This is a genomic window from Polaribacter atrinae (assembly GCF_038023995.1).
Taxonomy (GTDB): domain Bacteria; phylum Bacteroidota; class Bacteroidia; order Flavobacteriales; family Flavobacteriaceae; genus Polaribacter; species Polaribacter atrinae.
Genome location: NZ_CP150660.1, coordinates 1,986,593 through 2,011,115, shown reverse-complemented (window position 1 = coordinate 2,011,115; position 24,523 = coordinate 1,986,593). Strand labels below are relative to the sequence as shown.

Genomic DNA, 24,523 nt, shown 5'->3' with positions numbered 1-24,523 from the left:
TTTTTTATCCTAAAAAGGAATAAAAAAGAGCTCAAACAGACCGTTCAATCAGGGCTAAACTTGTTTGTTAGCGTTTTTACTTAAAACAGTTTCAGGCATCAACATAAAAAGAAGGTTTGTAAAATAAAAAAGCGTCGTAAAAATATTTTTACGACGCTTTTTAACTTGTATTGTTTTAGTAATATATTACCAAGCTCCAATAAAGTGGCTTCCTGTTGCGTTTACTAATTCAGCACCTTTAGTAACTGCACCAGTATCAGTGTTAATAACATAAATGTTTCCATTTTGTCCTACAGGCGCTTGCGTTAAATAGATTTCATTTCCGTCAACAGCAAAACCTTGGTATTGGAATAAGTAAAAATCTGGATCATAAGGAATAGCATCAATTTTTACAGCTGTTTTAGCATTTAAATCAACTAGAGCAAAAAATCCTTGAGCTCCTGCTAAACCGTCTGCAGAACCATCATGTCTATAAGCTAATACCGCTTTTCCGTTTGCAGCTGGTCTCCAAGCAAGAACGTAAGCACCTTCTATACCTAAAGCATCGTCTAAATTAAAGTCATAAGAATTATCATATTCGTTATCAGCTCCAATTTTTAAAATATGAGAACCTTCTGGATCACTTTGGTTTGCTTGGTAAACACTTCCGTTATACTCAAAAGCGTTAATGCTACGGTATCCGTTTGTATTACCATGTCCTACAGTAGAAGTAATTACTGTTGGGTTTAATAAAGAAGGGTAATCTAAAATAATTGTTTTAGATCCTAAAATTTCATAATCGCTCTCTCTTTCTACAGTAGAAGGATCTACTTTGCTTAAACGTGTACCGATATATAATTTATCTCCTGCTGCGTTTAAAGTAGGCATATCAATTCTAGAGAAATAATAACCAGCAGCTTCTTCTGCTGCGCTTAAAGGCACAATATGCTCTTCAAACTCTTTTATTAAAGAGTTTTCTAAATCTAAAGTAACTACACCTATTTTAGCTTCTGTATGTGTATAAACATCGTCTGTTGCATCATCTGGTGTTCCGTTATCATCAACTTGGTGTTCTGTAGATACGTATACTGCAGATCCTGTTTTGTCTCCATCAAATAATTTTATCCATCTTGGTGCAGTTCCTACATAAGGAGCAATACTTACCTCAGTACCTGTAGGTATAAAGTTTTGTCCTCCTTCTACAGTATATTTTGTATAGTTACCACCAGTGTCTCCTGCGTAGCTAATGTTAAAAATTGTCTTTCCATCTTCAGAAGCTTGTAATCTAGCGGTTCTGTTAGAAGGTGCTATAAATCCATTTTCAAAAGGATCAATAGATACAGTTGGGTCTTTAGCATCTTCACTAGATACAGAGTAAATTAAAGTTCCTCCATTTCCGTCTCCTGGTGCATCTCCCATTTTAGCGCCTGCAATGGTAATCCATCTTGTTGCATCTGGTTCTGGAGTAACAATTGGGTCATCATTTACATCCTCGCTACATGCGGTAAATAAACCTAATGATAATATAAAGGCTAATGCTTTGTGGTTTAAAATAAATCGTTTCATTATTAATTTTATTTAGTTAAATTTATTGATTGTGTAATTAAGTTTTATGTAAAAAGCTCTTCCTGGTTTTTGTACAGATAAATTGTCATATACAGGTTTGTCAAATATGTTTTTAATATCAAAACTAGCAACAAGTTTCTTGTTTGGAAATGAGTAGCTAATACCTAAATCTTGAGCAAATTGTTTAGGTACATCAAAAAAGTTATTACCAACAGTATTAGATCCTTGTGGTACTAAGTATGAGAACTCATCTGTAAAGTACATAGAGTAGAATAGGTTTAATCTAGACTCTTTTTGAATTAAATCTTTAAAAGAATAACGTAAACTACCGTTCATTGTAAAAAAAGGTGTGTTTGGTACGTCTATTTCTGTACCCGTATTTATAATCTTTAAATCGAAACGAGATACATTAAAGTTGAATCCGAAATTTCGGTTATATGTGTAGTTTAATTGAGCATCTATCCCTTTAGAAGTTCCGCTCCCTTGATTTACATAAACGATTAATTCATTATCAATATTAAAAGAGGTTTCAATAGGTAGGCCAATTCTGTCTTTTATATTTCTTGTAAATACATTTGTAGAAATCGTAAAGTCGTGATTTTTTATGTTAAATGTTCCAAATCTAAAACCTAAGTTATAGTTGTTAGATTGTTCTGGTTTAATTGTTGGGTTTGCTACTACATTATCTCCATCATTACCAAATACTTCTGTTTCATCTGGTAAGCGAACGGCTTTTTCTGCAGAAGCTAATAATGTAACTTTTGGAGAAATAGCATACGAAGCTGCAAATCCGTATCCATCCTTCTCATTATTACTACTTATAACTTCATCAACGATAGTTTTTGTTCCGTTTGAATCTGTTATAATTTTAGGATCAACACTTGTTGTTTTTTGTTGATAATGTTTTCCGAAGACACTAGTTCTTAATCGATTTTGAAGCGCTGTAAATTCATAAGTTAAAGAATAAATATTTTTATCAATATTTCTAGTACCTTTAAAAGTGTTTTCTAAAACAGAAACTAAAACATCGCTATCTTCTCTGTCAACTCCACTGTAGACATGGTTTGCTAAAACTGTATGTTGGTCATTAATTGTATAAGAGATACCCGATCTAATAGAAGCTACTTTTCTTTTAATTTTAGCTAAAGTAGGACCTCCTTCTTGTTGAGAGCCCCAAGTATAATCGTATTCATTACCTCTAAAATCGATAGCTCTTTCTCCTGTCCAGCTATAAGCAGCAGCAAGCGTGTCGTTAACAGCACGGTTTCTTTCACCATACAATCCGTTTATGTTTACATCTAGTCCTTTTACAAAAAGATTTTTCTTTTTATAAATCATATTTGCTAATAAGGCATCCGATTCTAAGAACCTGTCTTTGTATGGTATAATAGTCATAAACGCACCATGTTGCACTTCTTTGTAATCTTTAGATGCATTAAAACCAACTAAAAATTGATCTGCCCATTTTACATCGGTATAACCAGCTTGAAACATTCCGCCTGTAGATTTGTAAGCATCATTAAACCTTCTTGCTGTAATTGGTGTTTGCACACCTCCTAAACCTGTATCTACAACACTTCTTCCAGATACTTTGTAATCATTATCAGAATAATTATGAAAAATAGCAGATTTTACAGTAAACCCAGATTCTTTATAACGATATAGTCCATTAACATTAGCTTGTATTGTGTTAAATGATCCGTAAGAAATAGATGCATTTAGATTTGTTCTTGCGTCATTATGTAGCACAATATTAATAGCTCCACCCAAAGCATCGTCTGATAAGTGCCCAGGAACTACTCCTTTATAAACCTCAATATTTTTAATCATTGATGGAGGAATGCTGTTTAAATTGTATGAAGAACCATACATAGAACTAGGAATTCCGTCTATGAAAATTCTAACAGCGTTACCTGATAATCCGTTTAAACTATAACTAACATCTGAACCTAAACCACCATTTTGACGGATTTTTACGCCAGCAGTAGCGTTTAATAATTCGTTTGTTTGAATATTTCTAAGACTTGCCTCTGCAGTTTTTATAACATTTACAGCAAAACCTTTTGTTTCTTTTTTAGTTTCTTCTGTTTTTGTTGTGATACGAACCTCGTCTAATTGATTTTTTATGCTTTCTAAGAATACATTTACTTCCTTCTTTTTAGAATTAAGTTGTACTGTAATGGTTTTAGGTTTTGAATTTAAAGAATGGAATTGGATGTTATGAGTTCCATAAGGAACCGATTTTATATAGAATTCTCCATTAAAATCTGTAACAGTTTCTTTGTAAAAGTGATCTCCTTTTATAACTACAAAAACATCTATAGCAAGTTCATTGTCATCCGTTTTTACCTTTCCATAAAAATCTCCTTCTTGACCAAAAGTAGTATAAGATATAAGTAGCAGTATTAATGTTTTAAAAAAAGATGGCATTCGTTTTATTTTTTTGACAAATATAAGTCTATTTGTAATCAGTCTAAATAAACTTAACTGTTTTAATGAATTATTTTTTTTAAGCTACTTTTAAGATAGATGTGTTAATTTTTAGACGTTAATAATGTTAATAATTAAAAAATGGCATGTTATTTTTAATGATTCTATATAGCGAGATTTTGGACTTGCTGTTGTGTAGGGGTAATTCCCCTCTAAAAAAGGATTTTATTTCTTTTTTAGAGGAGGTAACTATAGAAGGATGGAGTAATTTGATGTGTTGTAATAAGAGGCTTCGTAACTTTATTATTTACTTCTTATGCTTTCAATAACCACTGTTAATAAAATTAAGCTTCCGCCAATGATGGTATTAATACTAGGGATTTCGTGTACAAAAAAATAGGCGATTATAATACCAAAAATAGGTTGTACACTACTTATTATACTTGCAGTTGCAACAGAGAAGTGTTTTAAGGAGTGAATCATCATTGTGTGGCCAATAGCTGTGGTTAATAAGGCAACCAATAATAATAAAGGCAATTGACTTTGAAAGTTAGAGATATCACTAAAAAATAAAACGGGGATTAATAAAATAGTCACAATAATTAATTGGTACAACATAATTGTACTCCCATTATAGTTTGTTACGTGTTTTTTGGTAGTTAAATTTCTTAAAGCGTAACAAAGTGCAGATAAAATACCTAATAAGATACCTTTTACTTCATCGTTTTCTATGGAGAAATCTGGTACTAAAATATACACACCAATTAATACAAGGACTCCTAAAAAAACATGTACTTTATTTAGTTTTTGTTTGGAGAAAAACGGTTCTAAAAGTGCAGCCATTACAGGGAAAGTGTATAAAGATAACATACCTAAAGCAACGTTAGAAAGTTTTAAGGCATAAAAATAGGTAACCCAATGAGCTCCCAAGAAAAAACCATTCACTGCAAAAGAAAAATAATCTTTTTTAAATTTTATTTTTAAATCTATTTTTTGGATTCTACAGAAAATATAAACTAAAACGGCAGCAAAACTAGCTCTACATAGAATAATTACTTCTGCAGGTAAAGCAATATATTTACCTAAAACACCAGAGGTACTTATAAAAAGTGTTGCTAAAATTAAGAAGGATAAATTTTTTGCATGTGTATTTTTCATCTATATTTTCTAGGAGATTTAATAAAAGAGCTTAAAGATTTACTTTTTCCATTCTAAAGTTTCTACTAAGTGTAAAATGTCCTTTTTAATATAATTTACAGCTGGTAAAATGGAATCGTAGTTTGGTTTTGTGTAAAAATACAAAGATCCTTTAATAAAGTTATTTGTACTGTCTGTTAAATGGAATTGAATTTGAGAGGCTGCATTACCAGTTATTTCATAGATGCTACCAAAAACTCTTTTTTTTGGATTTACAAAGTCTTTTGGAATGATTTGTTCTGCCTTTATGGTGTGTTTAAAAACTAGTTTTTCTGCTTCTGCTAGTAGTTCTTTAATATTGTTTTCTACAGGTCTGTAAGTAATATCTATAGATGCCTTTAATTTAGGGTATTTTATGGTAAGCCAATTGTTAGGGTCATCATAAACTTTTGTGTTTTCTAAAACATCAAAAGAATAAGGTCTTTCTAAATCTAATTTTTTATAAGCTTTTGTAGGGTATGTTAAACTTAAATATCCTTTTGGTTTTGGTAGTACATCATCTTTACAGGATAGAAAAATAATTGCAAAAATTAATAGAAAAATATTACGCATTTCGTGTAGCTTTAACTTGTTTTATACGTTTTTGATCTAACGCTTCTATGGTAAACGTATAATTCTTAAAGTTTATTTTCTCTCCTTTTTTAGGGAATTTACCAGAAACCTCTAAAATAAAACCAGCTAAGGTTTCGCTTTCTCCTTTTTCTTCTTCAAATATATCTTCATCCTCATCATCTAAAACCTTGCAGAAATCTTTAATACTTGTCTTACCTTCAAAAATATAATTGTTAGCGTCTATTTTAGAATAGTGCAAATCTTCATCATCAAATTCATCATTTATATCGCCAACAATCTCTTCTATTACATCTTCTAGTGTTAATAAACCGCTTGTTCCTCCATACTCATCAACAACAATTGCTAAATGGTTTTTCTTTTCTCTAAAATCTGCTAATAAATCATCTAACTTTTTGTTTTCTGGCACAAAAAAAGTTTCTCTTAGTAATTCTTGCCACTTAAAGGTGGTTTTATTTAAATGTGCTAATAAGTCTTTTGCGTATAAAACACCAATAATATTATCTATGTTATCTTTATAAACAGGATTTCTAGAATAGCCATTTTTTAAAATTTTAGCTAAAACTTCTTCGTAAGATTCTGTGTCGGAAAGCGCAAATATATCTATACGAGGTACCATAATTTGTACCGTTTCTGTATTTCCGAAATTTACAATTCCTTCCAAAATTTTTTGCTCATCCTTTGTAGTTGCTCCTTCAGAAGTTAGTTCTAGTGCTTGTGATAGTGTTTCTACTGAAAAATTAGAGTTTTTGCTTCCTAATTTTTTTTCAATCCACTTTGTTAACGTAATTAAGGGTAAACTAAAAGGTGTTAGAAATATGTTTATAACGTGTATAAACTTAGACATTGTTTTAGAAAAGCTAAGTGCATTTCTAGAGGCGTAAACCTTTGGTAAAACTTCTCCGAATAAAAGTATTAAAAAGGTTACAAGAACAATTTCTAATAAAAATCGAGTAGGAATTAAAAATGAAAAGATTTCTAGTTTAAAGTCAAAACCGCCAAAAAGGGTTTCTGCCAATGAAGCAAATAATAATACAATTAAAATATTTATAAAATTGTTGGTTATTAAAATTGTAGCTAATAATTTTCTAGGTCTTTCTAATAAGCTAACGACTATATTTTGGTCTTTTCCGTTGTTAGAAAGTTCGTTTAAATCGGTTTGTGAAAGTGAAAAGAAAGCAACTTCTGCTCCAGAAACTAATGCGGAACTTACTAATAAGGCAATTAGAAAAATTGCGTTAAACGAAGTTACAAAATCTATTGAGGCAAATAATAAGTATAATATTTCGGGATCTGGGTCCAATTGTTATAGGTTAAATTAATTAAAATGGTAAATCATCATCTTCTTCTGGAGTTACCGTTTTTGGTGCTGGTGCAGAAGGTTTTTGATCTTGTTGTGGAGCTATTGGGGTTGAGCTATCTGTGTTTTTCTTAGTAGAAAGCATGGTCATTTCATTTACATGAATTTCTGTAGAATAACGTTTAACTCCATCTTGTTCCCATTGTCGGTTTTTTAATTTTCCTTCAACATATACTTTGTCTCCTTTAGATAAGTATTTTTCACAAACTTTAGCCAATCCGTTTCTTACAACAATATTATGCCAATCGGTAGAAGTAACTTTTTCTCCGCTTTGTTTATTTGTGTAGCTTTCGCTAGTTGCTATTGGAAATCTACCAACACAGTTTTGATCATCAAAATAGTGCATTTTAATATCATCACCTAGGTTACCAATTAAAATTACTTTGTTTATTGTTCCTGCTGCCATAGCTTTTTTTTTGTTGTTAGGTCTTTTACAGTCAAGACCTATCGGTTTTAAATTTTCATGAAACTACGTTTCTACTTTCAATAAAAATAACGAATTATTTTAATTTTAGTACTGCTCGAGTAGACAAACTTAATCTCATTAATAACTGTACCCCAAAAGTACTAAAAATATCAATTACTTTTCAGCTTGAAAAGCTTCTAAAAAATTTGCAATTAAAATAGGAACTGGGTACTTTTCAATTTCACTCCATTTTATAGTTGTTTCGGCAGAATTTGCTGTTTCTACAATCCAAAATTGGGTATATAAATGTTGATGTGATAATTTATGTACAATCTCTTTTGGGTTAAAAAGTGAAATTGTAGTTTCTAAAGGGAACAGATTGATAAATTCTTCTGATAAAATTAATTCATCCTTATTAATGACTTTATTACTTTCTATTAATGGAAACTGGTAGAGACCTTGCCAGATTCCTTTTCCTTTTCTTTCCGATAAGATCGTGGTGTCGTTATCTGTTTTTATCACCAAAAAATTAAAATATCTTTTTCTAACTTTTATTTTTTTCTCTTTAACGGGTAATTCTTTGGTTAGCTTTTTTTCGAAGGCAACACAACTATCAGAAAAAGGACAAGTTTCGCAAAGTGGATTTTGAGGTTTGCAGTGCAGTGCACCAAAATCCATTATAGCTTGGTTGTAGGTTCCAGGTTGCGTTTCGTCAATTAAAGACTGTGCTAGTGTTTTAAACTCTTTAATTCCTGCAGATGAGTTAATAGGTGTGTCTATACCATAATAACGAGAAAGCACTCTGTAAACGTTACCATCTAAAACTGCAGTGGGTTCGTTAAAGCAAATAGACGCAATTGCAGAGGCGGTGTAATCTCCAATTCCTTTTAATTTTATAATCTCTTTATATGTAGAAGGGAATTCGCCATTAAGTTCGTTCGCAATTTGTTTTGCAGAAAAATGTAGGTTTCTTGCTCTTGAATAATAACCGAGACCTTGCCACATTTTTAAAACGGTACTTTCATCCGCATTAGCGAGGTTAAAAACAGTTGGAAAATCTGTTGTAAATTTTTGATAATAAGACAAACCTTGCGCAACTCTTGTTTGTTGTAACATGATTTCTGACAACCAAATAAAATATGGGTTTTTAGTTTTGCGCCATGGCAATTCTCTATTGTTTTGTAAGTACCAGTAAATTAATGTATTAGAAAAAATCATTGCTTAGAAATAGGTTTGCAATAATATAACAAACGTTTTAAATTTTAGTGAATTATTAGTAAAAGTGGGTAAATGTTAAAATTAGCTTTTATCTTGTTTTGTTAACATAAAATTAAGAGGTTTACGCTAATTAATTCAAACAAATTATAAATGAAATTAAAAACTAACTTTATTTTAACGCTCTTTTGGGTGTTTGTAGTGCAGGTCACTTTTGCACAGAGTAAAATTGTATCAGGAACTATTTCTGATAAAACAGGTGTTTTGCCGGGAGTTTCGGTTCTTGTAAAAAGCACAAACAAAGGAACAGAGTCCGATTTTGATGGTAAATTCTCTATTTCTGCAAAAACAGGAGATATCTTAGTGTTTAGATATCTTGGAATGAAAACCTTAGAGAAAAAGGTTGGAACTGGAAGTATCGTAAATGCGGTACTTGAAGAAGATTCTCAAAGTTTAGATGAGGTTGTAATTACTGGTATTACAACAACTGATAAACGTTTGTTTACGGGAGCTTCTACATCAATTAAAGCTTCTGATGTGAAGTTAGATGGTGTTCCAGAAATTAGTAGAGCACTAGAAGGAAGGGCAGCTGGTGTAACAGTACAAAACGTTTCTGGTACTTTTGGTGCTGCACCAAGAATTAGAATTCGTGGTGCTACTTCTATTTATGGTAATTCTAAACCATTATGGGTTGTAGATGGTATTATCTTAGAGGATGCTATTGATATCTCTTCTGGAGATTTAGCTTCTGGAGATGCTACAACATTAATTAGTTCTTCTATTGCAGGTTTAAATGCAGATGATATTGAGTCTTTTGAGGTCTTAAAAGATGGTTCTGCTACTTCTATTTATGGCGCAAGAGCAATGGCTGGTGTAATTGTAATTACAACTAAAAAAGGTAAGGCTGGTGTAAGTAGTATAAACTATACAACTGAAACTACTTTTAGAATGAGACCTTCTTATAATGATTTTAACATTATGAACTCTCAAGAACAAATGTCTGTTTACGAAGAAATGCGTACAGGTGGATGGTTAAATTATAGTACTGTTGCAAATGCAAGTGAAAGTGGTGTTTATGGAGAAATGTACCAATCATTAAACCAATTAGATAGCAACGGTAATTTTGTGCTTGCAAATACGCCAGAAGCTAAAGCAGGTTTTTTAAGACAAGCAGAATTAAGAAATACAAACTGGTTTAACGAGTTATTTAATGTAAACGCAATGCAAAGTCATTCTGTTAACATGTCTTCTGGTACAGATAGAGCAACTTACTATGGTTCTATTAGCGCATTAATAGATCCGGGGTGGACGAAGTCTAGTAATGTAAATCGTTATACTGCAAATTATAAATCTTTATTTAAAGTAAATGATAGATTATCATTTAATACAATAAGTACTGCGTCTTTTAGAAATCAGAAAGCACCAGGAACGTTGTCTCAAGATACGGATGTGGTTACAGGAACTGTAAAAAGAGATTTTGATATTAACCCGTATTCATTTGCGCTTAATTCTTCTAGAGCTTTAGATCCAGATAAGTTTTATACAAGAAATTATTCAGATTTTAATATCGTTAAAGAATTAGAAGAAAATTATATTGATATTAACGTTGTAGACTTAAAGTTTCAGGCAGAGTTAAAATATAAACTTAGCGAAAAAACAAATGTTAGTTTTTTAGGAGCTTTAAAATATCAATCTACATCTTTAGAACATAATTCTACAGAATTCTCTAACCAAGCAAATGCATTTAGAGCAATGGGTAATGAAATTATTAGAGATGCAAATCCGTTTTTATATACAGATCCAGATGATCAATATGCTGTGCCAATTAGTGTGTTGCCAGAAGGAGGTATTTACAGACGTACAGATTATAGTATGTTAGGGTATGATTTTAGATCTACTTTTTCTTATAAAGATATTATTAAAGAAGATCATACTGTAAACTTTTACGCAGGAGCAGAGCTTAATTCTGCAGATAGAAAAACATCGAACTTTACAGGTTGGGGATTACAATACTCTTTAGGAGAAGTACCTTTTTATGGGTATGAATTATTTAAAAAAGGAGTTGAAGAAAATAATTTATACTATGGTTTAGGTAATACTAGATATAGAAATTTAGCATTTTTTGGTAATGCAACCTATTCTTGGAAAAGACGTTACACTCTTAACGGTACATTGCGTTATGAAGGGTCTAATAAATTAGGGAAATCTACTGCATCTAGATGGTTGCCAACATGGAATGTGTCTGGTGCGTGGAATGTACATGAAGAAGATTTCTTTGAACACTTAGGTGTCTTAGATAGACTTACTTTTAGAGCTTCTTATAGTTTAACAGCAGATAGAGGTCCAGATTATGTATCTAACTCATTGGCAGATATTAGAAGTTTTAATCCTTGGAGACCTTCTTCTGGTGTTAAAGAAAGTGCTTTGTATGTTAGCTCTTTAGAAAATAGTGAATTAACGTATGAGAAAAAACATGAATTTAATATTGGTATGGATGCTGGTTTTCTTGAGAATCGTATAAATATTGGTTTCGATTGGTATACTAGAGATAATTTTGACTTAATTGGTAGAATTAATACACAAGGTATTGGTGGAGAGGTAACAAAGTATGGTAACGTAGCTGAAATGAAATCTGATGGATTAGAATTTTCTATCTCTGCAACACCAATTAAAACAGAAGATTTTTCTTGGCAAACAGATTTTGTGTATTCTAAAACAAGTAACAAAGTAACAAAGTTAGATACGCAACAAAGAGTAATTGATTTAGTTACAGGTTACGGTTTTGCAAGAGAAGGTTATTCTGTAAATTCTATTTTTTCTATTCCTTTTGCAGGATTAAATGAAGAAGGTATACCTACATTTCAAGATCAAGATGGTAATGAATCTGTTAGCGATATTTACTTTCAAGAAAGAGATAAGTTAGATTTCTTAGAATATTCTGGTTCTACAGATCCAACAGATGTTGGTAGTTTTGGAAATATTTTTAAATATAAAAATTTAACGTTTAATGTATTTACAACATTTTCATTCGGTAATGTGGTAAGGTTAAACCCTGTATTTAGTTCTTCTTATTCAGATCTTACGGCATTGCCAAGAGAGTTTGAAAACAGATGGGTGTTACCGGGAGATGAAAACACAACAAATATACCTGTAATTGCTACTACAAGACAACAAAATGATTATGGTTTTTATGATTTAAGAACCGCTTATAATGCCTATAATTATTCTACAGAAAGAATTGCAAAAGGAGATTTTATAAGACTTAAGCAGGTGTCTTTAGCATATCAATTTCCTAGTGAACTTGTAGAAAAATTAAGCCTTAATAGCTTCTCAATAAAATTACAAGCAACCAATTTATTTTTGCTGTATTCAGATGATAAATTAAACGGACAAGATCCAGAATTTTTTAACTCTGGTGGTGTTGCAAGCCCATTGGCTAAGCAATTTACTTTTACATTAAAATTAGGTTTATAAAATATAAAATATATAAAAAATGAAAAATAATAAAAAAATATTATTTGTAATATTTCTTTTTTCTCTTTTTGTGGTGTCTTGTGATGATTTTTTAGATGAAACCCCAGATAATAGAACAGAAGTAGATACGGCTGAAAAGGTTAGAAAGATACTAGTATCTGCATATCCATCAAATACGTATGGTTTAGTAGCAGAATTATCTTCTGATAATGTAGACGATATAGGGGCGGAGAACCCTTATTCTGATAGGTTTTCAGAGCAGATTGTGTTTTGGGAAGATATTACGGAAACAGATAACGATAGTCCTACTTCTATTTGGGAAGGTTGTTATGGAGCTATTGCAAACGCAAATCAAGCATTAGCAGGTATTGAAGCTCTTGGTGATAATTCTTTATCAGCAGAAAAAGGAGAGGCTTTAATAGCTAGAGCTTATGCACACTTTGTGTTGGTAAATATGTTTAGTAAACATTATAATACACAAACAAGTAATACAGATTTAGGGATACCTTATTTAGAAACGGCAGAAACAACATTAAACCCTCAATATGATAGAGGAACTGTTGCATATGTGTATGAAAAAATAAATGAAGACCTAGAAGCAGCTTTACCACTTATTAGAGATGATATTTATGATGTGCCTAAATACCATTTTAATGTAAAGGCATCTTATGCATTTGCAGCAAGGTTTAATTTATACTATGAAAACTGGGCAAAAGCAAAAGAGTATGCAACTGTAGTTTTAACGGCAAACCCTACTAGTATATTAAGAAACTGGGAGGCTCAAAGTCTGGTTGTTAGAAGTCAATTACCTGCGTCTACTGCTTTTTATGAAGATACAAGTAACTTGTTAACACAAGCGTATACTTCTATTTCAGGAGTGCATTTTGGGGCATATTATACGGGTTCTCGTTTTAATCACACAAGTCAGCTTTCTGCTAGAGAGTCTCTTGGTGTTGCTTTGCCATGGGCGAGTAATGCTGGTTTATACCCATATTACAGACCTTTTGTGTACAATGCAGCAAACTTAAACAAAACATTGTTTATGAAAATGCCATATTTGTTTGAGTACACAGATCCTGTTGCAGGTATTGGGTACAGTAAAACAATTAAAAGTCCTTTTACTGGTGATGAAACTTTAATCGTAAGAGCAGAAGCAAACGTAATGTTAAAAGATTACAGTGCAGCTTTAGAAGATTTAAATACATTTACTAGAAATTACAATCAATTTAGTCCAGATACAGACATTGCAGAAGTAAATACTTTTTACAATGGTGTGGCGTATTCTACAGAAGATAATGCTACTCAGAAAAAGGTGCTAAGTCCTAAATTTACAATAGAGGCAGGTACACAAGAAAACATGTTGCATTATACACTTCAGTTAAGAAGAATACTTACAATGCACGATGGTTTAAGATGGTTTGATAACAAAAGATATGGTATGGTTATACCAAGATATCAATACACAGAAACAGGGCCTATCGTTGTAGATGTACTTACGGCAGATGATCCTAGAAAAGCAGTTCAATTACCTCAAGATGTTATTTCTGCAGGTTTAACTCCTAACCCTAGATAGAGTATTAATTATATAATTATGACAATCATGAAAAAAATAAAATATTTAGCATTCATTTTAGCAATTACTTTTAGTAGTTGTGAGGAGAATGACATACCAAACCCAGATAAGAGTTCTATTAGCACAGATTTTGGATATGAAAATCAATTTGATAAGTTTTTAAAGAGAGAATTTGTAACTCCATATAATATTGAAGTATTATATAAATTACCTGATATAGAATCTAACTTTAATTATACTTTAGTACCAGCAGAATATGAGAAATCAATTAAGTTAGCAAATTTAATTAAATACTTATGCTTAGATGCTTATAGTGCAGTTGCACCAGCAGGTTTTTTAGAGAAAACATTTCCTAAAATGTTAGTTTTTGTAGGTTCTTTTGGGTACAACGATAATGGAACAATTCTTTTAGGAACTGCAGAAGGAGGTTTAAAGGTTTCATTGTATGGAGTTAATGAATTAGATGAAACGAGTCCAGAGCAATTAAATAACTATTACTTTAATACCATACATCATGAGTTCGGCCATGTTTTACACCAAAACATACCTTTCTCAGCAGATTTTACGCAAATTGTAGGGGCAGGTTATATTGGTGATGAATGGAGTACTGCATGGGGTGATAATGAGTCTTTAGAAGCTGGTTTTATTAGTGATTATTCTAGTAATCAGGTTAGTGACGATTTTGTTGAATTGATATCTCATTATGTATTGTCTACGGAGGCTGATTGGGCAGCAACAATTGACCAAGCTGGTGATGTAGGAGGTCCGTTAATTAATCAAAAGATAGCAATAATTAAAGCATATTTAAAAAATAGCTGGGGTATTGATATGGATGAGTTGAGAGACGAGATACAAAACAGATATGCTAATTTATCTTCACAAGATTTAGATAATATAAACTAAAAAGACACATGAAAAAATATATAAAAAAATCATTCGCTTTTTTGCTGTTAATTGTAATGGCAACTTCTTGTATTGATAATACTGAAGAAATGGTGTTTGAAGAGTCTAGCTCTGAGAGAATACAAAATGCAATTAGTGAGTACAAAGAATTGTTAATTTCTTCAGAAAACGGTTGGGTTGTTGAATACTATGTTGGAGTGGATCAATCTTACGGAGGTTATAATTTTGTTATGAAGTTTAATGAAGATTTAACAGCAAATGTAGTAATGGAATTAGGTTTTGATGATCCTCAATCTAATATGTATAATGTTATTGCTTCAGGAGGACCTGTTTTAACTCTTAATACATATAATTGGCTTACGCACTTCTTTGCTAATCCAAGTTCAACGAATGCTGATGGGTTTGAAGGTGACTACGAATTTTTCTTATTATCTAGTACAGAAGATACTATTACTATGAAAGGGAAAAAGTTTGGAAACATTATGAAAATGATAAAGCTTACCGAAACTCCAGAGGAATATTTAACGAAAGTTACAGGGATTAATGATTATTTATCAGCTGCATCTGGTTTTATAAATATAGATGGTACTGTAAGTCCTATTAGTTTAAGTGGTAGACATGTTGTTCTTCCGTCAGAAGATTTAGATGTAGCTTTTATTTATACGGATAATGGTATTAAACTTTATGAAACAACCATTATTAACGGTAATGAAGTTAGTGATTTTACTCTAGATACAGAAGCAGATCAATTAGTTTCTTTAGATGGTAGTACAATAATTGAGTTAGCTACATTTCCTGTAGATATGGCACAAGATTGGTTTATAGAAGATGTTACTGATGCTAATAATGTTTCTACAAGTTTTTATAATTCTTTCGTTGATGTTTATAATGTCAATTATGCTACTTGGGGAGAGATTTTATCTACAAAAATATTAATTGGAAATACAACTATCGGTGGATTAACAGAGCAAGCTATATTATTTCGTTCAGGTAATTATTCTGCACAATATATTATATCTTTTTCTCCTGTTTATGGAGGTTCAAATCAAATAGCGATGTCTAAAGTAGAGCCAGGTCTTAACTGGACTTTTTATACTCAGTTAGAACCCTTACTTGATTTAATCATAGGTGGGTCACCTTATACGACAGAATTGAATTCTGAGGATAACCCAACAGAGGTTAAGTATGTAAGTAATGCTGATGCAGATTTTTGGTTTGTAATCAAATTATAATAGTATAAATACTAAATAAGCGAAAAAATCTAAGATTTTAATCTTAGATTTTTTTTCGCTTAATAACTTTTACTTTTTTTACTTTAAAATGCTTAGAGTTGATTAATTATCATATATTTGCATCCGCATTTTTGAAAGTAAATTAATAAAAATATAGTAAATATAGAGACATGACGAAAGCAGATATAGTATCAAAAATTTCAGATAAATCAGGAATCGAAAAAACAGATGTATTAGCAACTGTAGAAGCATTCATGACTGAAGTGAAAGATGCATTAGAAAATGGCGACAACGTTTATTTGAGAGGTTTTGGTAGTTTTATTATCAAAACAAGAGCAGAAAAGACTGGTAGAAATATTTCTAAGAATACTACAATTAAGATTCCAGCACACAATATTCCAGCCTTTAAACCGGCAAAAACTTTTACTGAAGGAGTGAAAAGTAAAGTAGTAGTAAAGTAACAAACACACAATATTAATCTAAATCTTAACGGGTTTAAAAATTCTAAACATTATGCCAAGCGGTAAAAAAAGAAAAAGAGCTAAGATCTCTACACACAAGAGAAAGAAAAGAGCAAGAGCAAATAGACACAAGAAGAAAAAGTAAGCATCCGCTTACTTTTTCGTTTATTGTAAGCGAAAAACAAAAAAGTTCATTGACATAAGAGATTATACAATCTCACACGGTATTACAAAATACCTGACAATATTAATCCCATCTGCACAATTATGTGTAGAGTTAAAACCATTTCAGCATGAAAACAGAATTAATAATTCGTTCAAATTCATCTGATATTGATTTTGCCTTATTAAGAGATGGAAAACTTATTGAATTAAATAATGAAACTAGTGATAACAAATTCTCGGTTGGCGATATATTTTTAGCCAAAATAGGAAAAGTTTTAACTGGTTTAAATGCAGCCTTTGTAAATGTAGGATACCCAAAAGATGGGTTTTTACATTATCATGATTTAGGTGCGCAAGTAAACTCATTAAATTCGTTCATTAAGAAAGTAAGCACAGGTAAGTATAAAGAATTCACTTTAAAGAGCTTCCAAAAAGAGGAAGACATTAACAAAGACGGTAGTATTAACCAAGTACTAAAAACAGGGCAAAACCTGTTAGTACAAATAGTAAAAGAACCAATTTCTACAAAAGGACCACGATTAAGTTCTGAGTTGTCTATAGCAGGTAGATATTTGGTTTTAGTTCCTTTTTCTAACCGAGTTTCTGTTTCTCAAAAAATAGCAGACCCAAAAGAAAAAGAACGTTTAAAAAGATTAGCAAAAAGCATTAAACCAAAAGGGTTTGGTGTTATTTTAAGAACTGTTGCCGAAGGCAAAAAAGTAGCAGAACTAGATAAAGATTTGCAAAACTCATTAGAACGTTGGGTAAGAATGTGTAAAAGTATACCAAATACAAACACACCAACAAAAATTTTAAGCGAGTTAAACAGAGCATCATCTATTTTAAGAGATGTAATGAATGATTCTTTTACTAGTATTGTAACAAATGATGAAACTTTGAAAGAAGAAATAAAAGAGTATTTACAAGAAATTTATCCTGAAAAGGAAAAAATTGTAAAATTACACAGATCTGAAACTCCTATTTTTGAAAAATACGGAATAGAAAGGCAAATTAAAACATCGTTTGGAAAAACAGTTTCTATGAGTAAAGGTGCCTATTTAGTTATAGAGCACACAGAAGCATTACATGTTATTGATGTAAATAGCGGAAATCGTTCTAATAAAGCTGGTTCTCAAGAAGATACTGCATTAGAAGTAAATCTAATTTCAGCTACCGAAATAGCACGACAGTTACAACTGCGTGATATGGGAGGAATTATAGTTGTAGATTTTATTGATATGCACAAAGCAGAAAACAGAAATAAACTGTTTCAGCATCTAAAAGATCAAATGGCTTTAGATAGAACAAAGCACAAAATATTACCTCCAAGTAAATTTGGATTGGTACAAATTACAAGACAAAGGGTAAGACCAGAGTTAAGTATAAAAACTACCGAAGCCAACCCAAACAAAAATGGAGAAGTAGAAGCACCTATTGTTTTGTTAGACAAAATAGAAGCAGATTTAGAGAAATTTATGTCAACCTCTAAAGGAGGGAAAATACAGTTAAATGTACACCCTTTTATTGCATCTTATCTAACAAAAGGAGTCAATTCTATACGTTTTAAATGGTATTTAAAACACAAAAAGTGGATTACAATTATACCTCGTGACGCTTACACATACTTATATTATAAATTTAAAACTAAATAGTCTTAAGTATTATATTATAAAGGCAATAATTTTTTATCAAAAAACCCCGCAACATTTAAGTTGCGGGGTTTTGTGTTTTATAAGGTTTTTGTAATTGTTTTGGGCGTTACCACAAGGGTCAGGCTTTCGCACTCGCTTTTTTTATTCAGAAAAAGAATAAAAAAGAGCTCAAACAATTACTCTATCCTTAACGCGTATAGAGAAATAGATAGAATAGTTATTAAAAAAAAAATATAGTAACTTCAAAAGGAATAAAAAGTCTCATAACGATGATAACGCAGCAGTAAACCAATACAATTCTCATTTCGATACTAAGAGAAATCTCATAAAACTGAACGCAAAATAAACCACCCCAATTGTCATTTCGAAGTATTGAGAAATCTCATAACAGTAATACCACAACAATTACCAAACTTTATAAAATTTCTCACTAAAAGATCTGAAAAGACAAATTGAACGCAAAGAAAAACGGTATAATTATTAAGACTATTTCGCTTCTTTAATCAAATACAAATAAACAGGATAATGGTCAGAATAACCACCGGTGTAATTTCCGCCAGAAAAACTTCTAAAAGGATATCCTTTATATTTACCCTTTTTTGTTGTTAAAAAGCGCTTGTTAAAAATCATTGCTTTAAACATTTTATAGGTAGAAAAATCTTTTTCGCCTTTATCTAATAACGGAGACGTAAAGAAAATCATATCAAATAAATTTATTTTATCTCTATATTTTAAGGTGTTAAAACCTCTACGAAACATGTCTTCATAAGGATTGTATAAGTCTCCTTCAGTTACCTCTTTTTTTCTGCTTTTAGTTTTTAGAACATTTTTAAAGCTAGAGTTATTAGGGTCATCATTAAAATCTCCCATAATTAAAATCTTAGCATTGGTATCTTGTTTTCTAACTTGTTCTATAATTTTAGTATTCTGGTAAGCAGCTTTTTCTCTATTAGGTCTGCTTGCAGCTTCACCACCTCTTCTAGAAGGCCAATGATTTACAATAATATGTATCAACTCATCATCTAAATAACCAGAAACTAATAACTGATCTCTAGTGTAAACGGGATAATTGTCCTTAAATATTTTCGGATTAAATGCCTCGTGATGTATCGGGTTAAAGTATTTTTTCTGATATAAAAATGCAACGTCTATCCCTCTTTTATCAGGAGAATTGTAATGTATAATTCCGTAATCATTTTTTATTAAGTGTTTAGAGTGTATTAAGTCTTCTAAAACACTTAAATTTTCTACTTCAGAAACACCAATAATAGCAGGACTTGTATTTGTTTTGTCTGCACCAATTTGAGCAATCGTACTGCTTAGTTTTTCAATTTTATCCCAATAAACCTTAGATCTGTTCGATTTTAACTCCATTATCGGACTTGCTTCGTCATTCTTATTTACATCATTAATTGTGTCAAATAAGTTTTCTAAATTGTAAAAAGCAACGGTTCTAATATTATATTTTTTTCCGTTTTTCTGAGAATTACAAACCGTAATTGTTAGCGAAAAAATAAAAATAAAAAATATTTTTTTACTCATTTTAGTGTTTTTAGTATCCAACAAAAGTAAGAAACTAAAGCTGTTTTACGGGGTAAGTAAACTCAAAAATAGGGAAGATAGTTTTTTTTTACTAACTTTAAGTGCGAAAGAAAATTTAGAATACCTCTTATTTATGAAAAAAATTGTTATGGCAACTTGCTTGTTGTTAGCTTCTTTTATTGAGGTTAATGGACAAAGTATAGTTACGGGAATTGTTTTAGAAAACAATTCTAAGAAACCGATTAAAGGTGTTTTAGTCACCTTAAAAAGCACTGCTATAAGTCAAACTACAGACTTAAAAGGGAATTTTATACTCAAGAATTTTCAAAATGGAAAAGCTATTTTAGAATTAAAATTGGTTGGGTATGAAACTCAAAACATCCCAATCGAACTTTTTGGGGAAACTTTAGATTTAGGAAAAATATTCTTGTACAAGGAGGTTGTAGAAAACCAAGATTTAAGTTTAATTACACTTACAGATGATGAGTTAAATGATGATGCTAGTTCTGCAGATAATATTTCTGGATTACTACAAGCGTCTAAAGATATTTTTCTTAGAACTGCCGCTTATGAATTTAGTTCGTCTTTTTTTAAGATAAAAGGACTGGATTCCGGGAACGGAAAAGTACTCATTAACGGCATAGAAATGAATAAAATCTATGATGGAAGAGCGCAGTGGGGAAATTGGGGAGGATTGAATGATGTGTTGAGAAATCAAGAATTTAGAAATGGCTTAACACCTTCTGATGTTACTTTTGGAGGGCTTTTAGGAGCTACAAATATGAATACTAGAGCTTCTGAACAAAGACCTGGGTTACGTTTTTCTTATTCTTCCTCAAACAGAAGTTATCAACATAGAATGATGGCAACCTATTCTAGCGGAATGTTAAAAAACAACTGGGCTTTCACTTTTTCAGGTAGTAGAAGGGTTGGAAACGAAGGTTTTAATGATGCTACTTCTTACAATGCATATTCCTTTTTTGCATCCATCGAGAAAAAATTAAATGACAAAAGCAGTATTAATTTTACAGGAATTTTCACTCCAAATAGAAGAGGTAAATCATCACCTAATACACAAGAAGTGTATGATTTAAAAGGTATAAAATACAATGATTATTGGGGTTTTTTAAACGGAAATAAGACAAATTCTAGAATTAAAGAAGTCAGCGAACCTATTTTAATGTTAAACCATTATTGGAATCTTTCCGAAAAAACATCTATAAACACAAATGTTGCATATCAATTTGGAAGAATTGGTAATAGTAGAATAGATTATAATGGAGGTGCTAACCCGAGTGCTGCTTATTATCAAAAATTACCAAGTTATTTTTTAAGATATGATGATTTTGAAGGTGCTTATGATGCAGAGAATAATTTTATAAATGACGGACAAATAAATTGGAATCAAATTTTTGATGCAAATAGAACAAATAATGATTCAGGCTTAGAAAATGCCTATGTTTTGTATGAAGATAGAAACGATGACAACCAATTTACAATAAATTCCATTCTAAATACAGAGGTAAATAATCATATTTCTGTTAACGGAAAAGTTGAATACAAACAACTACGTTCTCATAATTTTGCAACTGTTATCGATGTATTAGGAGGAGATGGATATTTAGATATTGATCCTTTTGGTGCAACGGAAGAAGAAAAACAAAACGATCTTTTAAATCCGAATAGAATAGTTGGGAAAGGAGATGTATTCAAGTATAATTTCAATTTAAATACAACCATAATAGCTGCTTTTACACAAGCACAATTCAGATACAATAAAACAGATTTCTATGCCGCTCTAAATGTTTCTAGTACAACACATCAGCGAGAAGGTTTGTATAAAAACGGAAGTTTTTCTGAGAATTCTTTAGGAATGTCGGAGCTACAAAAATTCATGAATTATGGTTTTAAAACGGGAGTAACTTATAAAATTACAGGCCGTCATTTAATAGATATAAATGCTGCATATATAACTACTGCGCCTACCACCAGAAACACCTTTTCTAATTCTAGAGAAAATAACAATGTGGTTTTAGATTTACAAAGTGAAAAAACGCTTTCTACGGATATCAGCTATGTTTTTAGAAGTCCGATTATTACCTCTAAAGTAACCGCATATTATACGTCTATAAAAGATGCTACAGAGATTTCTTTTTATTTTGCTGATGGTGTTGGAGGCGATAATACCGCTTTTGTACAAGAAATTCTAAGCGGAATTAGTAAAAAACATTTGGGTTTAGAAGTAGGGTTAGAGGCTCAGGTTACATCAACCTTAAATTTAAAAGGAGCCGCTGCTATTGGTCAATTTACGTATGATAATAATCCTAATTTATATTTAACAACAGAAGCAGATACGGAATCTTTATCAGCAGGTTTTGTAAATGGATTTAAAGATTTTGGTACTACAAACCTTCAGAATTACAAATTAGCTGCTGGACCTCAAAATGCGTATTCCGTAGGGTTTGAATATAGAGATCCGTCGTATTGGTGGGGTGGGGCAACACTTAACTTTTTTAGCAACACATTTATAGATATTTCCCCTTTAAATAGATCTCGAAATTTTTATACTGATGATGATGGATTGCCCTTTTTAGAGTATGATAATGAGGTAGCCAAAGAACTTTTAATTCAAGAAAAATTCGATGATTATTCTGTTGTAAATCTGGTTGGAGGAAAATCTTTTCTCATTAATGGTTATTACATCAGTGTTTTTGCAACCGTAAATAATTTATTAAATAAAACGTATAAATCTGGCGGTTTTGAACAAGGAAGAAATGCCAATTACAGACAATTATTAGAAGATAAGTCTTTAGATAAACCCGTATTTGGAAACAAGTATTGGTATGGTAGAGGTGCAACTTATTTTATGAATGTAAGTGTGTCTTTTTAAGAAAACTAAAAAAAAAATAAAGATGAAAAAGAATAAAGTAATCAAAATAGTATTGTTGCTTATAGTATGTATCTCATTTATGAATTGTGTAGAAGATGCAGATTTTACAGTGCCAGAAAGTTTAGGGAATGAAGAAAATGAAGCCGTAAGTAAGATTTTAGATAGTATTTCTGCAGGCACGCTTCAATTAAAAACGATAAAACAGCTAAAAGAACTCTACATAATTGGTGGTGATCCGTTAGAAATTGTTTCAGATATTGTAGTAAAAGGTTATGTTGTTTCTTCTGATAAATCTGGCAATTTCTATAAAGAATTTTACATGCAAGACGCACCAGAGAATCCAACAGCAGGTATAAAAGTTGCCTTAAATTTAAGTAATAGTTATAATAAGTTTAATATTGGTAGAGAAATTTACATCCGTTTAAAAGGTTTGTATGTTGGCGAAACTAACTCTGGAGATGGTAATATTACCATTGGTGGAAAAATAAGTGCTACAGATCTTACAGAAATAGAGAATGTTACATCAAATCAAATTCCCAATCATATTTATAGAACAGAAACTACAGAAGAAATTGTACCAAAATTGATTTCTTTTGGAGGAATTAATGCTTCTCATATTGGAACTTTCATCACTTTAGAAAATGTGTTTTTTGATGCTAAATTAGCAGGGAAATCTTATGTAGATCCTATAGAAGATTTTGATACACAACGTAAGATTCAAACTTGTTTAGGTTTGGGGTATGATGAGTTATTGGTAGAGACAAGTTCTTTTTCTCGTTTTTCAAACGAAACTTTACCAGAAAAAGCGGGTACTATAAAAGCGATAGTTTCTAAAGATTTTGGAGGAGATCTCATAGTGCTAAGTCTTAATGATTCAGATGATGTTTACATGAATGATGAAAGATGCACGCCATTACCAATAGAAGAGTATTCGACAATTTTATTAGCAGAAAATTTTGATGCTGAATCTGGTGATATTGATGTTTTAGATTGGATTAATTTTAGAGAAGAAGGTACAAAATCGTGGAGGTCCTATACAGATACGTATTCGCAAAGTAAAGCGGCAAGGGTTAATTCTATTAGCTCTGGAGATGAAAGCACAATTAGTTGGTTAATTACTGCTGGTGTTAATTTAGACAATACATCTCAAGAGTTTTTATCTTTTGAAACTTCTAATAGTTTTGGAAATGGTAGTGCATTACAAGCTTTAATCTCTACAGATTTTGATGGAAATGAAAACAATATAAACACTGCAACTTGGGCTGTTTTACCTGCAAAAATAGTTTCCAACGGAGAGAATTATAAAAGTTGGGTACATTCTACGTATCTAGATTTATCAAATTATTCGGGTACTGCTTTTATCGCTTTTAAATATACAGGTAATGGAAATGTAAATTTTGATGGCACTTATGAGTTAGATAATGTTAGAATACAGGCAAAAGAATAATATAGCTATTTTTTGATGTATAAAACATTCAGATGTTTTCTTATTTTTACAAAATGGATAAAATTGAACACATTGGTATTGCTGTAAAAGATTTAGAGAAATCGAATGCATTGTATGCTGCTTTATTTGGAAAACCACACTATAAAACAGAAGAAGTGGTTTCCGAAGGAGTAAAAACGTCCTTTTTTCAATCAGGTCCTAATAAAATAGAATTATTAGAAGCTACAAACCCTAATAGTCCAATTGCTAAGTTTCTAGAAAAGAAGGGCGAGGGAATTCATCATATTGCTTTTGCAGTTTCAGATATTAAAGCAGAGATAAAAAGACTTCAAGAAGAAGGTTTTATTGTTTTAAATAAGGAACCTAAAAAAGGAGCAGATAACAAATTAGTAGCTTTTTTACACCCAAAATCTACCAATGGAGTTCTTATTGAGTTGTGCCAAGAAATAGATTAGTTAAAA

17 protein-coding genes are annotated in these 24,523 nt (G+C 31.2%); 9 read left to right on the top strand and 8 right to left on the bottom strand.

From position 1 onward, the window contains the following. Positions 1–186: 186 nt before the first annotated feature. The 7 genes from WG945_RS08815 to mutY form a co-directional block, all read right to left on the bottom strand. Entirely contained in the window at positions 187–1,545 is a 1,359-nt protein-coding gene (locus tag WG945_RS08815; protein ID WP_068447107.1) for a hypothetical protein, read from the bottom strand. Between the two features lie 12 nt (positions 1,546–1,557). Then, the gene (locus tag WG945_RS08810; protein ID WP_068447105.1) at positions 1,558–3,975 is read right to left on the bottom strand and encodes a TonB-dependent receptor; all 2,418 of its coding nucleotides are present in this window, start codon (positions 3,973–3,975) and stop codon (positions 1,558–1,560) included. Between the two features lie 303 nt (positions 3,976–4,278). After that, positions 4,279–5,133 carry a DMT family transporter gene (locus WG945_RS08805; protein ID WP_068447103.1) on the bottom strand — a complete coding sequence of 285 codons (855 nt, stop codon included), beginning with the start codon at positions 5,131–5,133 and terminating at the stop codon, positions 4,279–4,281. Between the two features lie 39 nt (positions 5,134–5,172). Next, positions 5,173–5,724, bottom strand: a complete 552-nt coding sequence (gene gldD / locus WG945_RS08800) for a gliding motility lipoprotein GldD (RefSeq protein WP_068447101.1) — start codon at positions 5,722–5,724, stop codon at positions 5,173–5,175. Next, positions 5,717–7,045 carry a gliding motility-associated protein GldE gene (locus tag WG945_RS08795; protein WP_068447099.1) on the bottom strand — a complete coding sequence of 443 codons (1,329 nt, stop codon included), beginning with the start codon at positions 7,043–7,045 and terminating at the stop codon, positions 5,717–5,719. The genes gldD and WG945_RS08795 overlap by 8 nt, the downstream gene beginning before the upstream one ends. A gap of 19 nt (positions 7,046–7,064) precedes the next feature. Next, the gene (locus WG945_RS08790) at positions 7,065–7,508 is read right to left on the bottom strand and encodes a single-stranded DNA-binding protein (protein ID WP_068447097.1); all 444 of its coding nucleotides are present in this window, start codon (positions 7,506–7,508) and stop codon (positions 7,065–7,067) included. A gap of 174 nt (positions 7,509–7,682) precedes the next feature. Next, positions 7,683–8,726 (bottom strand): A/G-specific adenine glycosylase, encoded by a 1,044-nt coding sequence (mutY, locus tag WG945_RS08785; protein WP_068447095.1) that lies wholly within the window; start codon positions 8,724–8,726, stop codon positions 7,683–7,685. Positions 8,727–8,876: 150 nt separating this feature from the next. Between mutY and WG945_RS08780 the strand changes: the two genes are divergently transcribed. From WG945_RS08780 to WG945_RS08755, 6 genes are all read left to right on the top strand, one after another. Next, a complete protein-coding gene (locus WG945_RS08780; protein WP_068447093.1) occupies positions 8,877–12,197 on the top strand; it encodes a SusC/RagA family TonB-linked outer membrane protein in 3,321 nt (1,106 codons plus the stop codon). 19 nt (positions 12,198–12,216) lie between these two features. Further along, entirely contained in the window at positions 12,217–13,770 is a 1,554-nt protein-coding gene (locus tag WG945_RS08775; RefSeq protein ID WP_068447092.1) for a RagB/SusD family nutrient uptake outer membrane protein, read from the top strand. 27 nt (positions 13,771–13,797) lie between these two features. Then, complete coding sequence (locus WG945_RS08770) at positions 13,798–14,673, top strand: zinc-binding metallopeptidase (RefSeq protein ID WP_068447090.1); 876 nt, start codon at positions 13,798–13,800, stop codon at positions 14,671–14,673. Positions 14,674–14,681: 8 nt separating this feature from the next. Continuing rightward, positions 14,682–15,905 carry a DUF4302 domain-containing protein gene (locus WG945_RS08765; protein WP_082864126.1) on the top strand — a complete coding sequence of 408 codons (1,224 nt, stop codon included), beginning with the start codon at positions 14,682–14,684 and terminating at the stop codon, positions 15,903–15,905. Positions 15,906–16,075: 170 nt separating this feature from the next. Further along, positions 16,076–16,366 (top strand): HU family DNA-binding protein, encoded by a 291-nt coding sequence (locus WG945_RS08760; RefSeq protein ID WP_036824254.1) that lies wholly within the window; start codon positions 16,076–16,078, stop codon positions 16,364–16,366. A gap of 293 nt (positions 16,367–16,659) precedes the next feature. Then, on the top strand, positions 16,660–18,183 hold the full coding sequence (locus WG945_RS08755; RefSeq protein WP_068447086.1) for an Rne/Rng family ribonuclease: 1,524 nt from the start codon (positions 16,660–16,662) through the stop codon (positions 18,181–18,183). Between the two features lie 486 nt (positions 18,184–18,669). Here the strand turns inward: WG945_RS08755 and WG945_RS08750 are convergent, their stop codons facing one another. Then, entirely contained in the window at positions 18,670–19,725 is a 1,056-nt protein-coding gene (locus tag WG945_RS08750; protein ID WP_068447084.1) for an endonuclease/exonuclease/phosphatase family protein, read from the bottom strand. 133 nt (positions 19,726–19,858) lie between these two features. Between WG945_RS08750 and WG945_RS08745 the strand changes: the two genes are divergently transcribed. Genes WG945_RS08745 through mce form a run of 3 tightly spaced genes read left to right on the top strand, consistent with a single transcriptional unit; the run spans position 19,859 to position 24,517 of the window. Then, the gene (locus WG945_RS08745) at positions 19,859–22,615 is read left to right on the top strand and encodes a carboxypeptidase-like regulatory domain-containing protein (protein ID WP_068447204.1); all 2,757 of its coding nucleotides are present in this window, start codon (positions 19,859–19,861) and stop codon (positions 22,613–22,615) included. Positions 22,616–22,637: 22 nt separating this feature from the next. Further along, the gene (locus WG945_RS08740) at positions 22,638–24,062 is read left to right on the top strand and encodes a DUF5689 domain-containing protein (RefSeq protein ID WP_068447083.1); all 1,425 of its coding nucleotides are present in this window, start codon (positions 22,638–22,640) and stop codon (positions 24,060–24,062) included. A gap of 53 nt (positions 24,063–24,115) precedes the next feature. Then, positions 24,116–24,517: a methylmalonyl-CoA epimerase gene (gene mce / locus WG945_RS08735; protein ID WP_068447202.1), complete on the top strand. Its 402-nt coding sequence runs from the start codon at positions 24,116–24,118 to the stop codon at positions 24,515–24,517. Positions 24,518–24,523 lie beyond the last annotated feature (6 nt).

Excerpts from the sequence above, each read along its gene's own strand:
- WG945_RS08790 (WP_068447097.1), bottom strand. The coding sequence starts at position 7,508 with ATGGCAGCAGGAACAATAAACAAAGTAATTTTAATTGGTAACCTAGGT.
- WG945_RS08770 (WP_068447090.1), top strand. The coding sequence starts at position 13,798 with ATGAAAAAAATAAAATATTTAGCATTCATTTTAGCAATTACTTTTAGT.
- WG945_RS08775 (WP_068447092.1), top strand. The coding sequence starts at position 12,217 with ATGAAAAATAATAAAAAAATATTATTTGTAATATTTCTTTTTTCTCTT.
- mce (WP_068447202.1), top strand. The coding sequence starts at position 24,116 with ATGGATAAAATTGAACACATTGGTATTGCTGTAAAAGATTTAGAGAAA.
- WG945_RS08805 (WP_068447103.1), bottom strand. The coding sequence starts at position 5,133 with ATGAAAAATACACATGCAAAAAATTTATCCTTCTTAATTTTAGCAACA.
- WG945_RS08750 (WP_068447084.1), bottom strand. The coding sequence starts at position 19,725 with ATGAGTAAAAAAATATTTTTTATTTTTATTTTTTCGCTAACAATTACG.
- WG945_RS08755 (WP_068447086.1), top strand. The coding sequence starts at position 16,660 with ATGAAAACAGAATTAATAATTCGTTCAAATTCATCTGATATTGATTTT.
- WG945_RS08780 (WP_068447093.1), top strand. The coding sequence starts at position 8,877 with ATGAAATTAAAAACTAACTTTATTTTAACGCTCTTTTGGGTGTTTGTA.
- WG945_RS08765 (WP_082864126.1), top strand. The coding sequence starts at position 14,682 with ATGAAAAAATATATAAAAAAATCATTCGCTTTTTTGCTGTTAATTGTA.
- WG945_RS08810 (WP_068447105.1), bottom strand. The coding sequence starts at position 3,975 with ATGCCATCTTTTTTTAAAACATTAATACTGCTACTTATATCTTATACT.
- gldD (WP_068447101.1), bottom strand. The coding sequence starts at position 5,724 with ATGCGTAATATTTTTCTATTAATTTTTGCAATTATTTTTCTATCCTGT.
- WG945_RS08740 (WP_068447083.1), top strand. The coding sequence starts at position 22,638 with ATGAAAAAGAATAAAGTAATCAAAATAGTATTGTTGCTTATAGTATGT.
- WG945_RS08815 (WP_068447107.1), bottom strand. The coding sequence starts at position 1,545 with ATGAAACGATTTATTTTAAACCACAAAGCATTAGCCTTTATATTATCA.
- WG945_RS08760 (WP_036824254.1), top strand. The coding sequence starts at position 16,076 with ATGACGAAAGCAGATATAGTATCAAAAATTTCAGATAAATCAGGAATC.
- WG945_RS08745 (WP_068447204.1), top strand. The coding sequence starts at position 19,859 with ATGAAAAAAATTGTTATGGCAACTTGCTTGTTGTTAGCTTCTTTTATT.
- mutY (WP_068447095.1), bottom strand. The coding sequence starts at position 8,726 with ATGATTTTTTCTAATACATTAATTTACTGGTACTTACAAAACAATAGA.